Origin of the sequence: Desulfosudis oleivorans Hxd3, assembly GCF_000018405.1 — a bacterium.
Lineage (GTDB): Bacteria > Desulfobacterota > Desulfobacteria > Desulfobacterales > Desulfosudaceae > Desulfosudis > Desulfosudis oleivorans.
On the sequence record NC_009943.1, the window covers coordinates 1,145,412 to 1,158,606 of the forward strand.

Consider the following 13,195-nt stretch of genomic DNA (forward strand, 5'->3'; position numbering starts at 1 on the left):
AACATCAGACCGTATTCCGCCGAATGGCGTCTGCCAGGGTTTCCATTTTCACCGGTTTGGCTACGTAGTCGTCCAGCCCCTGGGAAAGAATGCGCTCCCGGTCTCCGGCCATGGCATTGGCCGTGATGGCGATCACCGGTACCTTTTTCCCGGTCTCTTTCTGCATGGACTTTATCTGTTTTGTGGCGGCGATACCATCCATGACCGGCATCTGAATATCCATGAGCACCATGTCAAAGGATTGGCGGGAAAAGAGCTTCACCGCTTCGGCCCCGTTGACGGCAATGGTGGCGGTATGGCCCATTTTGTCCAGCATCTGCAAAAGGACCCGCCGGCTGATGGCGCTGTCTTCCACCAGAAGGATGCGCAAAGGTCGAATGCTGCCGGAAAAGGCCGGGACCGGCGTTTCGCCCACCGAATCGCCGGCCTTCTGCTGCGGCTGTTTTTCAAGGGCCAGGGTGAACCAGAAGGTGGAACCTTTTCCCGGCTCGCTGGTTACGCCGATCTCTCCGTCCAGCAGAGAGACCAGTCTTTTTGTGATGGCCAGGCCCAGACCTGTGCCGCCGTACTGCCGCGTGGTGGAGGCGTCCACCTGGGAAAAAGACTCAAAAATGGCCTGGTGATGCTCCGGTGCAATGCCGATGCCGGTGTCGGTCACCTCAAAAAGCAGGGTCGCTGTTGTGTCGGTCTGGTGCGGCGCGGAAACCGCAACCTTCACCGATCCGGCCTCGGTGAATTTTACGGCGTTTTCGCACAGGTTGAAAAGAATCTGCCGCAGCCGCACCGGGTCGCCCTTAAGCAGGGAAGGAACCTCTTCCTTCAGGATGACATCGTGGCGGATGCGTTTGCGCCGGGCCCTGGGAGCCATGGTGTCGTTAACCTCCTTGAGCAGCTTTTCAAGGTCAAAGTCGATCTCTTCCAGCTTGAGCTTACCGGCCTCTATTTTTGAAAAATCAAGCACATCGTTGATGATTACCAGCAGGGACTCCGCGCTGCTTCTCACGCTTTCCGCGTATTCCAGCTGCTCTTCGGTAAGGTCGGTGTCCAGGAGCAGGTCGGTCATGCCGATGACGCCGTTCATGGGGGTTCGGATTTCGTGGCTCATGTTGGCCAGGAATTCGCTCTTGGCCCGGCTGGCCGCTTCCGCCGCCTCTTTTGCCTGCTTCGTTGAGGCCTCGGCCAGGCTGGACAGCACCACCTGGGAGGCGGTGTTGGCCAGGTTGCTGTACATCTCGTACTCTTCTCTGTCTACGGCGTGTGTGGCAAAGGAGACCAGCGCGCCGATCACGTTGCCGGCGTTGTCCCGCAGTTGCCGGCCGGTGAAAGAGACGATACTGTTTTTGTCGATCCAGTCCCTGTCTTTTACAATGGGAGTGTTTTGCGCGTCATTGGTCAGAAAACCGGGCACTTCTCTGCCCTCGATCCATTGAATCCCCTCATACCCAAGGGGCACCCGGCTGTAGTAACCGTCGGTGCGGTCCGTGTCGCCGGAACTGGCTGTCAGGTGCAGGCACTGACTGACACCGCGGCACAGGCGGGCTGATTTTTTGTCACGGCCGTGGGGGCAGCGCCCGTCGCAACGATCCGGCGCCCCCATGATCCAGATGCGGCAAAGAAGGGAGTCAAAGGAATCCACAACGCCGTCGGTGATCACCTTGAGACGATCTTCCAGGTTGTCCGCGCTCAGAAGACGGTCGTGGATGCGGTTGATGCCGGCGTGCCATGAAAGCAATCGGTTGTGGGCCGCCTCGCTGGCTTTTCTGTCGGTGACATCTCTTGCAATGCCGATAATGGAGGCCACGTTACCCGCTTTATCCTTCTGGGCGGAAAGGCTGGTTTCGTGCCATCGCCATGAGCCATTCTTGTGCTGGACCCTGTATTCTCTGCCTTCCGGCAACACGCCGGTCTCAACCAGCGTACGGACATCGGCCTCGCAGGAGGGCCTGTCGTCGCGGTGAATATTTTCGGCGTAATTGCGGCCGACCACGTCGGCGGCATCGGCGCCCATCAGCTCTTTTACGTTCGGTGACATATAGGTGTAGACACCTTTCGGCGACATTGAAAAAATCAGCTCGTTGGTTTTTTCCACCAGGGTGCGGAATTTTTCCTCGCTTTCCCGAAGGGCCTGTTCCGCTTTTCTCCGTTCGGAAATATCCCTGGCCACGCCCAGGGCCGCCACCAGCTCCCCATCCGCGTTGCGCAGGGCCTTGGCTGAAGCTTCCACCCATACGGAGGAGCCGTCCTTGCGGTAGAGCTCCAGCTCAAGGGTTACGTTACGGTCCGGGTCCACGCCGGGCTTGCCGTCCTTGTCCAGTTCCGCGGCCACGGCCACGATCAGCCGGTCCAGGGATTTGGGAACGATCACCTGTTCAATGGGCCGGGCGATGAACTCCTCCGGAGTAAAACCATACATTTGCTTGACCGACGGGCTGGCATAGGTGTGTTTCAGTGTGGCAAGATCAATGGTGAAAATGGCTTCACTGATGTTTTCCGCCAGCATGCGGTAGCGCTCTTCACTTTTTCGAATGGCAGTTTCAGCCCTTTTGCGTTCCGAGATGTCCCTTGCCACACCCAGTATGGATACGGGCCTGCCATTGTCATCTCTCAGAAAACGGGCGGTGTTTTCCACCCACACGGTGGAGCCATCGGCACGGTAGGCTTCCATGTCAAGGGAGACAAACCGGTCCGGATCCAGGCCGGGGGAGCCGTCCTGGGCCAGCTCGGTCTGAATGGTCCGGGTGACTTTGGCCAGGGTCTCGGGTGTCAACACCCTTGCAAGGGGCAGTTTCATGAACACTTCCGGGCTCAGGCCGTGCAGTTTTTCCACGGAAGGGGTTACATAGCGGAAGGTGAAGGTGTCGCTGTCAAGAATGTAGATCACTTCACTGATGTTTTCGGCCAGCATGCGGTAGCGTTCTTCGCTTTTGCGAATGGCATTTTCCGCCCGTTTGCGTTCCGAGATGTCCCGGGCCGCTGCCAGCATGCTGGCCGGCCGGCCGGATGCGTCCCGCAGAAAGGTGACCACCACCTCGGTCCAGATGGTGGAACCATCCTTTCGAAACTGCTCCAGCTCCAGGGTGACGGCCCGGTCTGGATCCACGCCGGGCTTGCCATCTTTCTCAATCTCTTCGGCCAGGGTGGCCATGGCCAACCGGTAGGATTCAGAGGTGAAAATCCGATCAAAGGGCTGGACCAGCACCTCTTCCACGGTAAAGCCCCGGACATGTTCCACCGAGGGAGAGATATAGAGGTGCTTCTGTGTTTCGATGTCGATGATGGAGATCATCTCGGTGATGTTGTCGGCCAGAAGCCGGTAGAGCTTTTCCCGCTCCCGAATGGCGGCTTCGGCCGTCTTGCGCTCGGTGATGTTTCTGGCCACGCCGGCCACCAGTCCGGGATGACCCGTCTCATCCCGTACCGCTTTTACCGTGGTCTCCATCCATAAAAGAGAGCCGTCTTTATGGTAAACTTCCAATTCAAGGGTGACGGCCCGGTCCGGGTCCACCCCGGACTTACCATTTTTCTGGAGCTCTTCAGTGAGTCTTTCAACGACGCGGTCAAAGGAGGAGGGGGTGACCAGAGTGTCCAGCGGGATTGTCAGCAGTTCTTCCGGCGTATATCCGCAAACGGTCGAAACCGAGGGGCTGACATAAGCGTATTGCAGCCGGGTGATGTCAAAAATATAAATGATTTCGCTGATGTTTTCCGCCAGGAGCCGATACCGGGCCTCACTTTGGCGAATGGCGGCCTCCGCTTTTTTGCGTTCCGTGATGTCCCGGGAGACACCCACCACCGACACCAGACGGCCGGTCTCGTCGCGCAGTCCCTTCACCGTGGTCTCGATCCAGAGAACCGATCCGTTTTTATGGTACTGCTCCAGTTCCAGTGTGACATGCCGGTCCGGGTCCACACCCGGCTTGCCCTCCAGGGCCAGTTCTTTTTCGATGGTTTCCAGGATCCGGTTGATGGAATCGGGGGTAAAGACCTTGTCAATGGGCAGGGAAAGAGACTCTTCGACTGTGTATCCGTAAGTGTGGCGCACCGACGGGCTGGCATAGGTGTATCGCAGGGCGTTCAGGTCAAAGATATAGATCACTTCACCGATGTTTTCCGCCACCATGCGATAGCGGGTCTCACTCTCCCGAATGGCTGCTTCCGCTTTTTTACGTTCCGTGATGTCCCGTGCCGCCGTGAGAATGGACGTTGGCTTGCCTTCTGTGTCCCGCAAAAAGGATGCCACCAGCTCGGTCCAGACGGTGGAGCCGTCCTTGCGGAGCTGCTCCAGTTCCAGGACCCGGTGCCGGTCCGGATCCACGCCGGGCTGACCGTCCCTGGCCAGCTCTTCGGTAATGGCGGTTATGGCCAGTTCATGGGATGCCGGGGCCAGCACCTGGTCCAGGGAGTGGCCCATGGCCTCCTCCAGGGTAAATCCTCGAATCTTTTCAACCGATGGCGACAGGTAACGATGGGACAGATCCTTCAGGTCAATGATGGATACGATCTCCGACGTATTTTCCGCCAGAAGGCGATAGAGCGACTCCTGCTGCCGGAATTCGGTATCCCTTTTTTTTAAGGCCGATATGTCGATGATCGATCCCATGAGGAGTGTGATTTCGCCGTTTCGGTCCCGAATGGCGTCGGCCCTGTGCAGAGCGATAAACTCCCTGCCGTTTCTGTCGATCATCACCACTTCTCCGGACCAGGGCCGGCCGGATACGATGGTGGAAAAAAGGTCTTCGGCCGTCCGGGGGTCCTTGAACCGGGTGACAGGGCCACCCGCGGTTTCCAGGTCTTCCGGGGTATCGTAGCCGAACAGCCGGGCAAAGGCCTTGTTATGGTAGACGTGGTGGCGGGAGGGTGTTGAAAAACCAATGGCCTCGGATGTGCCGTCAATGGCCTGTTTGAAACGGATCAGCTCCTCCCTGACCTCCTCCCGGTCATCCACGTACCGGCTGACCCCGATGAGTCCCGTGGGGTTGCCGTTTTTGTCATACAGAAAATCCCCGGTCAGTTCGGACCAGCGGGTGGAGCCGTCCTTGCAATAAACCTCAATGGTGATGGTCTGGGGCGGGGTGGGGCCTCGTCCTTCCCGGTTTGCCGAAATGCCCCTGGTCACCAGATCGATAATTTTTTCCACCGATGCCGGTGTGACATTTTTATCAAAGGGAAGGTGTATCGCCTCTTCAACGGTAAACCCCCGCTGATGTTCAACCGAAGGGCTGATGTAGGTATATTTGAAGTCCATATCCATGGTGAAGATCACTTCATGGATATGGTTTGCCAGCAGGTGGTAGTGCTCTTCGGTGCGCAGGAGTTCCTGTATTCTGGCCGTGTCGGGCGGTGGGGAAAGGAGGCGGTCAAAAAATTTTTTGATGCCCATGTACATGGCCCTTCCGAGAGGGTTAAAGGGAGTCCCGTGTTTTAACTGTGCCGATTTTATAACGCTGAGCATACTATGACAGGGAATCAAGGTCAATCATAAGCTGGGCCGGCCCCATTGGTTGCACCCGAAGGCCGGGTGTGGCATGATCATAAAACATATCGGTCTGACGGGCCGACATGCCGATAGGCAACCCCGCATTTCCAAAGGAGAACAGGACCATGCAGAACGGTTCCATCACGCCTGCAGGCAGTGGCGTATTCCAGGCGGCCACCCCGTTAAAAGAGATCGACCGTGTCTTCGCGGCCCAGCAGGCCGCCTTTCGCCAGGCCCCATGGCCCGGCGCCAAAGAGCGTGTGGCCCACCTTTACCGGCTCAGAGAGGGGTTGAAGACGTACCAGAAAACCATCATTGAGGCCATTGACGCGGATTTTGAGGGGCGGTCCGCGGATGAGACCCTGCTGGCCGAGCTGTTTCCTTCCATGGAAGGGCTGGCCTATGCGGCCCGGCATGTGGCCGGATGGATGAAGCCTTCCCGTCGTACGCCGGGTCTGATGTTCCGGCCGGCCCGGGCCCGGGTGGAGTATCAGCCCAAGGGTGTGACGGGCATCATTGTGCCGTGGAACTATCCGCTGTTCCTGGCAGTCAGTCCCCTGACCGCCGCCCTGGCCGCGGGCAACCGGGTGATGGTCAAGATGAGCGAGTATGCCCCACGGCTGGCCGCTGTTTTTCAGAAGATGATCGCGGAACGGTTTGACGAAAACCATGTGGCCGTGGTGTGGGGCGGCGCCGATGTGGGCATGGCGTTTACAGGGCAGCCCTTTGATCACGTGTTGTTTACCGGTTCTACCGATGTGGGCCGCCATGTCATGCGGGCAGCCGCCGACCACCTGACACCGGTGACCCTGGAGCTGGGCGGCAAGTCGCCTGCCATTGTCAGCCGCGATATCCCGGTGGAGCGGGCAGCCGAGCGCATCATGTTCGGCAAGGCATTCAACGCCGGTCAGACCTGTATCGCGCCGGATTACGTGCTGTGCCCCGCCGATCGCATGGCGCCGTTTCTGGATGCCTGCAAAACGGTGTTTGCCCGCTGCTATCCCACGGTAAAGGAAAATCCGGACTACACCGCGATCATCAACGACCGGCAGCACGCCCGGCTGCAGGAGATGCTGCGCGACGCCGAGATGCGCGGGGCAACCGTTATTCCGGTAAACCCGGCAGGCGAGGATTTTGCCGGTTCGCGAAAAATGCCGCTTTACCTGGTGCGCGACTGCACGGAAAAAATGCGTCTTTTGCAGGAGGAGATTTTTGGTCCGGTTCTGCCTGTTTTGCCCTATGACACGCTGCAGCAGGCCGTTGATTACATTAATGACCGGCCCCGGCCCCTGGCCCTCTATTATTTCGGCTATAACCGTAAAAACGCGGACTTTGTGATCCGCAACACCATTTCCGGCGGCGTGTCGGTCAACGAGACCCTGGTGCACGCGGCCGCGGATGATCTGCCTTTCGGCGGTATCGGCGCTTCAGGCATGGGGGAGTATCACGGGCAGGAAGGGTTTCTGACCTTTTCCAAGGCCAGAAGCGTGTTTGAAAAGTCCCGGTTCAATCTCAACCGGCTGATCCTGCCGCCCTATGACCGGCCCGGCTTCCGGTTGCTGCGCCGCCTGCTGTTGAAATAAGGAACATCTGCTTGTGTTGCGTGTTGAAACACCAGAGCGATTGAGCCGGCCGTCCGCTTATACTTCGTGTCCAAACACTCTGCCGGCTTAGTTGGCCGGCCGCTTTTTAACACGAAGATCACGAAGGGCACGAAGAAAGTGGTGAAAGCCCGTACCGGGCAGCGGCCCTACAGCTTGAGATCCGCCTCAATGATCTGGTGAACCCGCTGTATCAGTTCTTCCCGGTTTTCCGTTGTATACCCATCCAGCAGGACCGGCTCGTGGATCACCAGTTCGATGGTGCCGGGCATGATTTTTCCGCTTCCCTTGGGAAGCACCTGTCGGCTGCCCCGTACCGTGATGGGGAGAATGGGTACGCCGGCGGCCAGGGCAATGTTAAACCCCCCTTTTTTAAAGGGTCGCAGGTTGCCGTCCGTGCTGCGGGTCCCTTCGGGAAAGAAGACCACCGAGGCCCCGCTTCTTATTTTTTCGCCGGCAACCTCCAGACTTTTATAGGCCCGGTCCGGGTGGCTCCTGTCGATGTAGATGTGGCCCATGCGCTCACATCCCAGGCCGAAAACAGGGATCTCCCGCAGTTCCATCTTCATGACCCACCGCAACTGAAGGGGCAGAAAACCGATCAGTGCCCATACGTCATAATGGCTCTGGTGTTTGCTCATCACAATGTAGGAGCGTTTCGGGTCGATATGCTCCGGGTGAATCATTTTTACCCGCACGCCGGAAAGCAGCATGTTGAGCCGGGACCAGAATTTGCCGATGTAGTGGACCCGGTTCCCCTTTGGGTCAAAATAGGAGGCGGCGATGGTGAGCAGCCCCAGGAGGGTGGTGTCAATGATAACCAGCAGGTAGAAGGCCGGACGGTAGATGGCATAGAAACACAGCGCGATTGTTTTCATTCTTGGCCCCGCAGTGTGTTATTTGAAAGTGCTTCTTTCAATACGCCGATGAGTCATTTTATATCAGGATATTTTTTTTCCGGCAAGGGCCTCAAGTGTCCGGTCGAATTCGGCGATTCGGTTTTCCCAGGTAAACCGGCCCATGGCGGCCGCCAGTTCCCGGCGAAGAGGGACCAGTGTTTCGTGACCGGTGGTCAGCCGGGCCAGTTTGGCTACCAGGGCCTTTTTCCCTTTGTAAAGGCAGTACTCCCATGCGTCGGCGGGAAGGATTTCAGGATAGGAGAGAGCGTGGGGCGCCAGGGGCAGGCAGCCGTGGGCCACGGCCTCTGCCATGGAAAGCCCGAAATTCTCCTGAATGGCCGTACTCACCGTAATGGCCCCCCGCTTCAGCCATCTGTGGTATTCGGCCCGGGAAGGCGCATATCCCGCATGGACCAGGTGGTTTCCCAGCCGGTCACGGGCCGATGCGAACTCGGGCGGTGTCTTGCCGGTGTTTTCCCCCAGCAGGGCTACCCGGAAATCCAGGCCCTGGTCGATCAGGCTTTGGAGGGCCGTAAAAAACAGGGCCGGTTTTTTGTCATAGGACCAGCGATGGTTCCAGATAATCAGGGGCGGTGTTTTCCGGCCATGGGCCGCGGCACCGGCAGGTGGAGCGTCAATGGCCGGATAAAGCACCATGGATTTTTGAGCGATTTTCGCGGAAACCCGGCCGGGCCGGCAGTCGGGCCGCTGGTCCAGAAATGTGGAAACCGCGTCGAGAAACCCGTTCATGTGAAAGGTTGAGTTAAAGGCAACACTGTCTGCCGCAAGGGCCGTGGAGATGTTGACCATGCCCAGCAGGGCCGCGTTTTTGTCTCCCGGCGGGGGCGGATAGGTGAGCTGGTTTTCATGAAAGTAGACCATCACCGGCGGGTGACGGGTGCCGGTCAGGGCCAGAAAGTCGGCCAGGTTAAACAGGTCGGTGACGATCAGGCCGTTATAATCTGACAGCCGCAGCTTTTTTCGGGCCAGGTAGAGGGCGGAGCCCATCATGCGCCACTGCCAGTTTTCACCGGGCAGGGTGACCAGGTCGATGGTGTGGGAAGAGGCGGCCTTCAGGCCGTCGGCAAAACGGGCATGGGAGCCGCTGTAATAGGATTCTAAAAACAAAAATTTCATTACCGCCCTCAAGAAGGTTCTTTCAGGCATGTTACTACGCAGGCCCCGGCTTGCCAACCCTGACGGTTGTCAGGCGGAATGCAGGGGCGCTGGCGGGGTGTCGCTGTTGCCATATGCCGTGGCCATCGTCCGGTACCGGGCCGCTTCTTCGCGCCGTCCCCTTTTTTCACAACCGGCCGCGTAGATGCGGCACTTTTCCTTCAGCATGGCAAGGGCCGCGCGGTGTTGATCTTCGGACAGCCGGCCGGTGTCGATGGCTTTGCAAATGGCGTAAATCCGATAACGGTCCAGGCCCGGCATGGCGGAGAGCTGGCCGTCATGACCGCCCTGTTTGATCACCAGGGGTGTTTCAATGAGGTAAACAGGATGGACCATGCTGATGCGCAGCCACAGATCATAGTCTTCACAGGCGGGAAGCGATTCGTCAAAACCGCCCACATCCAGGAAAAAATCTTTTCTCATCATCACCGCCGACGGACTGACAAGGCACAGCTCCAGGGAGGGCTCAAAGATCATGCCGGATCGTTTTTTGTGACGGGCCCTGGGAAAAAGCGGCTTGCCGTTTTTGATCCAGGTCTCCTCGGTCTGGCAGATCAGGGCATCGGGGCGGGAAGCGAAAAAGGCTGTTTGCGTGGATATCTTTTCCGGCAGCCACCGGTCGTCAGAATCGAGAAAGGCGATATATTCGCCACCGGCATGGGCCACGCCGGCGTTGCGGGCTGCGCTCACGCCCCGGTTCTCCTGGGTTATTATCGTGACCCGGTTCTTCAGGGGGGAAAGGCGACCGGGTGTATCATCACTGGATCCGTCATCCACGATAATGATTTCAATGGCCGGGTAGTCCTGGGCCAGGACCGATGCAACGGCTTCGGTCACCATTGGCCCCCGGTTGTAGGTGGGAATGACCACGCTGACCAGCGGTAAAGAGGTGCGGTTCACTATGAGATTGCCTCTCGTTGAGACTTTTTCTTTGTGCGCTTCGTGTCTTTTGTGTCTTCGCGCTAAAAACGACCGGCCGGCTCAATCGGTCTGGTGTTTCAACACGAAGACCGCGAAGATATGGAAGAACACGAAGAGACTTTTTTGTGTGTTTTTATAAAACAAGAGGGGCGACACGCAGTGTCGTCCCTCCTCTTTTATACACGTTTTTGGCAGTCGGGCCAACAGGCATTACGCGGCTTTTGCGCCTTTGTGCCTGTCAAAGCCGGTATCCTGTTTTTCCTCGGCAAACAGCTGCCGGATTTTCTGCTGGGTCTCTTCGTAACGGGAGGTGACATCCCCCCGAAAATCGCGGTGAATATGACTGATCCGGCCCTTTGTCCGGCCGAGACTTTTTTTGCACTCCCCCCAGATGCGGGAGACATCGGCCAGCCGGTTGGCCGAGGAGCTTTTCATCGCCTGGGAATACTGGGTCAGCTGGGCCCTGGTTTTCGCGTAAATTTCATCCAGCCTTGAGATCACCTGGTCCGCCTTGAGGGTCTCCTGGGTGATGGTGCGAAAATGGTGGCCGATGATGGCATAGGTGATTACCTCGGCAAAAAGATCGGGATGCCGGAACAGGTTCCGGGTGATATATTTGAGATACTGCCATCCATAGCCGGTGAAGGGCTGGCTGGTCAGGGACTTGAGCAGGGACTTGATTTCGTCAAAACGGACCTCCCGCTGCTTGAATCCGGTGCCCTTGAGATTGTCCAGCAGCATGTCGCACCGGGCAAAGTAGTTTTTCATGTTGGCATCGTAAAGGGTGCCCAGCACTCGCTTATAGCCCTGCTTCAAGGTCTCCGAATCCATTTTTGTCACCACGTTGGTGGCCATGGTATGGGTGTTGGATCCCAGCGCGTGGCCGGACAGCCGCCCCTCTTTTTCCAGCCGGTTGTAAAGGACGGTGCCGGGCAGGGCGTGAAGCAGGCCCACCATGGCCTTGGGAATGCCGGTCTCCTGAATAAAGGCGATCTGCCGTTCAAAAATATCCTCGGTGTCGCTGTCAAACCCGATGATAAAACCGGCCATCACCTCCATGCCGTGCTGTTGAATGGCCCTGACCGCATCCTTGAGGTCATATTTCAGGTTCTGGCTTTTTCCGGTCTCCTCAAGGGCCTCCTTGGACGGGGTCTCAATGCCCACGAACACCTGGTTGAAGCCGGCATCACTCATCAGTCTCATCAGCTCCGCGTCGTCGGCCATGTTGATACTGGCTTCCGTGTAGAATTCAAAGACGTAGTTGTGGGCCTTCTGCCACTTGATTAAAGCCGGCAGCAACTCTTTTTTAACGCGGGACTTGTTGCCGATGAAGTTGTCATCCACCATGAACACCGCGTCTTTCCAGCCCAGGCGGTAGAGGGTGTCCAGCTCGGCCAGCACGTTTTCAGCGGATTTAAGCCGCGGCTTGTTTCCGTAGACCACCCAGATGTCGCAGAATTCACATTTGAAGGGGCAGCCCCGGGAGTATTGGACGGCCATGGAGGCGTAAGCTTCCCGCTTGAGCAGGTCAAACCGGGGAGTTACCGAATAGGTGATGTCCGGCCGGGTGTCGCCGTGGTACATGGGCCGGGCGGTGCCGGCTTCATAGTCGGCGATGAATTCCGCCAGCACGGCCTCGGCTTCGCCCAGAACAAAATGGTCCACGCCGGCAATTTCTTCATGGCTGGAGGTGGGGTAGGGGCCGCCGGCCACCACCGGTTTGTTCAGGCGGTTGCACAGGGCGATGGCCTGCCTCAGGGATTCCTGTTGAATGATCATGGCCGATACAAAGACCGCGTCGGCCCAGAGGACATCGGCTTCGGTCAGGGGCTCGATGTTCATGTCCACCAGCTTCAGGTTGCATGTGTCGGGCAGCAGGGCCGCCACGGTGATCAGGCCCAGGGGCGGCATGCTGCTTTTCTTGTTTACATACCGAAGGGCATAGGTGAAGCTCCAGTAAGTGTTGGTGGGAATTTCAGGATACACCAGCAGAATGTTTTTCAGACGCTTCATGACGAACTCCCTTTCACGTTTACCCTTTATCCGGTTGTTTGAAACCATCAATCTGTAAACCTGGTTTTACCATACACCTGAAAAAGGGCGGCGTTCAAGGAGAAACGTTAAGAAAATAAGCATTTACAAATTTTTTACAATGACTTGCCATGGGGTTCCGGATGATGATCGGACGCTTTCCAATATGATCTCTGCCGGCATCTGCCAGAGGGCACCGGTTGAGGGTCGGAGATGAAAAGCCGGAAGGATTGTTCTACCCGGTGACGGCGGGATTGGGTTGATAAAAGACGGCCCGCAGGTACTTTTTGGGAACAAACCGGTCCGTGTCGTAGGTGAGCGATTCCGTGGCCCCGATCAGCAGGTAGCCGTCCGGTTCCAGCATGGCCGCGATTTTTTCATACATTTTGATCCGGTCGATGGGCGAAAAATAGATGCCCACGTTGCGGCAGAAGATGATGTCAAACCGGCCCAGGTCTTTTGACGTGTCGAAAATATTGTGGGTCTCAAACGTCGCCAGCCATCGGTACTCATCCTTGACCTTCCACCGGTTCTCGTCCAGCTTGAGAAAATACTGGCTGATCTGGGCCGGGGAGAGGCCCCGGGAGAGTTCAAATTCCGAATAGACCCCGTAACTGGCCTTGGCAATGGCGGCATTGGAAACATCCACACCGATCAACCGGATGTCGTACATGTCCGTGCCAAGGCCCAGTGCCCGCAATACAAAGGTGATGGTGTAAACCTCCTGGCCGGTGGAGCACCCCAGAGAGAGAATGCGAATAGGAATCCGCGCGCCCGGACGAAGGCTGCGTCCCCGCTTGTCGATCAGGTCCGGCAGGATCTTGTGCTGAAGTACCTCAAAAGGCGTGACATCCCGGAAAAAGAAGGTTTCGTTGGTGGAGATGGCGTCAATGATCTCCTTTTCCAGGTCCTTGTCCCGTCTGGCCTTGTAATAGATTTCGCTGAAGGAGACGCACCCGTGTTTTTCCAGGAGTGGCGACAGGCGTGTCTCTATCAGGTATTCCTTCCCCTCTTTGAGGGTGATGCCGCAAACATCAAAGATATACTTGGAAAAGACCTTGAATTCAATGGGGGTGATTTTGGCCATGAAC

7 protein-coding genes are annotated in these 13,195 nt (G+C 57.4%); 1 reads left to right on the forward strand and 6 read right to left on the reverse strand.

Going from position 1 to position 13,195, the window contains the following annotated elements:
• Positions 1–4: 4 nt before the first annotated feature.
• Entirely contained in the window at positions 5–5,386 is a 5,382-nt protein-coding gene (locus DOLE_RS17070; protein ID WP_167320841.1) for a PAS domain-containing hybrid sensor histidine kinase/response regulator, read from the reverse strand.
• A 215-nt stretch (positions 5,387–5,601) separates the two neighbouring features.
• On the opposite strand from DOLE_RS17070, the gene DOLE_RS05050 reads away from it, so the two are divergent.
• On the forward strand, positions 5,602–7,059 hold the full coding sequence (locus DOLE_RS05050) for a coniferyl aldehyde dehydrogenase (RefSeq protein WP_012174410.1): 1,458 nt from the start codon (positions 5,602–5,604) through the stop codon (positions 7,057–7,059).
• Between the two features lie 167 nt (positions 7,060–7,226).
• On the opposite strand, the gene DOLE_RS05055 is transcribed toward DOLE_RS05050, so the two are convergent.
• The 5 genes from DOLE_RS05055 to DOLE_RS05075 all read right to left on the reverse strand — a co-directional run bounded on the left by DOLE_RS05055 (position 7,227) and on the right by DOLE_RS05075 (position 13,191).
• Positions 7,227–7,955 carry a lysophospholipid acyltransferase family protein gene (locus DOLE_RS05055; RefSeq protein WP_012174411.1) on the reverse strand — a complete coding sequence of 243 codons (729 nt, stop codon included), beginning with the start codon at positions 7,953–7,955 and terminating at the stop codon, positions 7,227–7,229.
• Positions 7,956–8,018: 63 nt separating this feature from the next.
• The gene (locus tag DOLE_RS05060) at positions 8,019–9,113 is read right to left on the reverse strand and encodes a tRNA-queuosine alpha-mannosyltransferase domain-containing protein (protein WP_012174412.1); all 1,095 of its coding nucleotides are present in this window, start codon (positions 9,111–9,113) and stop codon (positions 8,019–8,021) included.
• 69 nt (positions 9,114–9,182) lie between these two features.
• Complete coding sequence (locus tag DOLE_RS05065) at positions 9,183–10,052, reverse strand: glycosyltransferase family 2 protein (protein ID WP_012174413.1); 870 nt, start codon at positions 10,050–10,052, stop codon at positions 9,183–9,185.
• Positions 10,053–10,283: 231 nt separating this feature from the next.
• Positions 10,284–12,086, reverse strand: coding sequence for a B12-binding domain-containing radical SAM protein (locus DOLE_RS05070; protein WP_012174414.1), 1,803 nt, complete (start codon positions 12,084–12,086; stop codon positions 10,284–10,286).
• Between the two features lie 253 nt (positions 12,087–12,339).
• Positions 12,340–13,191, reverse strand: coding sequence for a CheR family methyltransferase (locus tag DOLE_RS05075; protein ID WP_012174415.1), 852 nt, complete (start codon positions 13,189–13,191; stop codon positions 12,340–12,342).
• Positions 13,192–13,195: the final 4 nt, after the last annotated feature.

Coding starts and splice junctions, on each gene's coding strand:
- DOLE_RS17070 (WP_167320841.1), bottom strand. CDS start 5,386: ATGTACATGGGCATCAAAAAATTTTTTGACCGCCTCCTTTCCCCACCG.
- DOLE_RS05050 (WP_012174410.1), top strand. CDS start 5,602: ATGCAGAACGGTTCCATCACGCCTGCAGGCAGTGGCGTATTCCAGGCG.
- DOLE_RS05055 (WP_012174411.1), bottom strand. CDS start 7,955: ATGAAAACAATCGCGCTGTGTTTCTATGCCATCTACCGTCCGGCCTTC.
- DOLE_RS05060 (WP_012174412.1), bottom strand. CDS start 9,113: ATGAAATTTTTGTTTTTAGAATCCTATTACAGCGGCTCCCATGCCCGT.
- DOLE_RS05070 (WP_012174414.1), bottom strand. CDS start 12,086: ATGAAGCGTCTGAAAAACATTCTGCTGGTGTATCCTGAAATTCCCACC.
- DOLE_RS05075 (WP_012174415.1), bottom strand. CDS start 13,191: ATGGCCAAAATCACCCCCATTGAATTCAAGGTCTTTTCCAAGTATATC.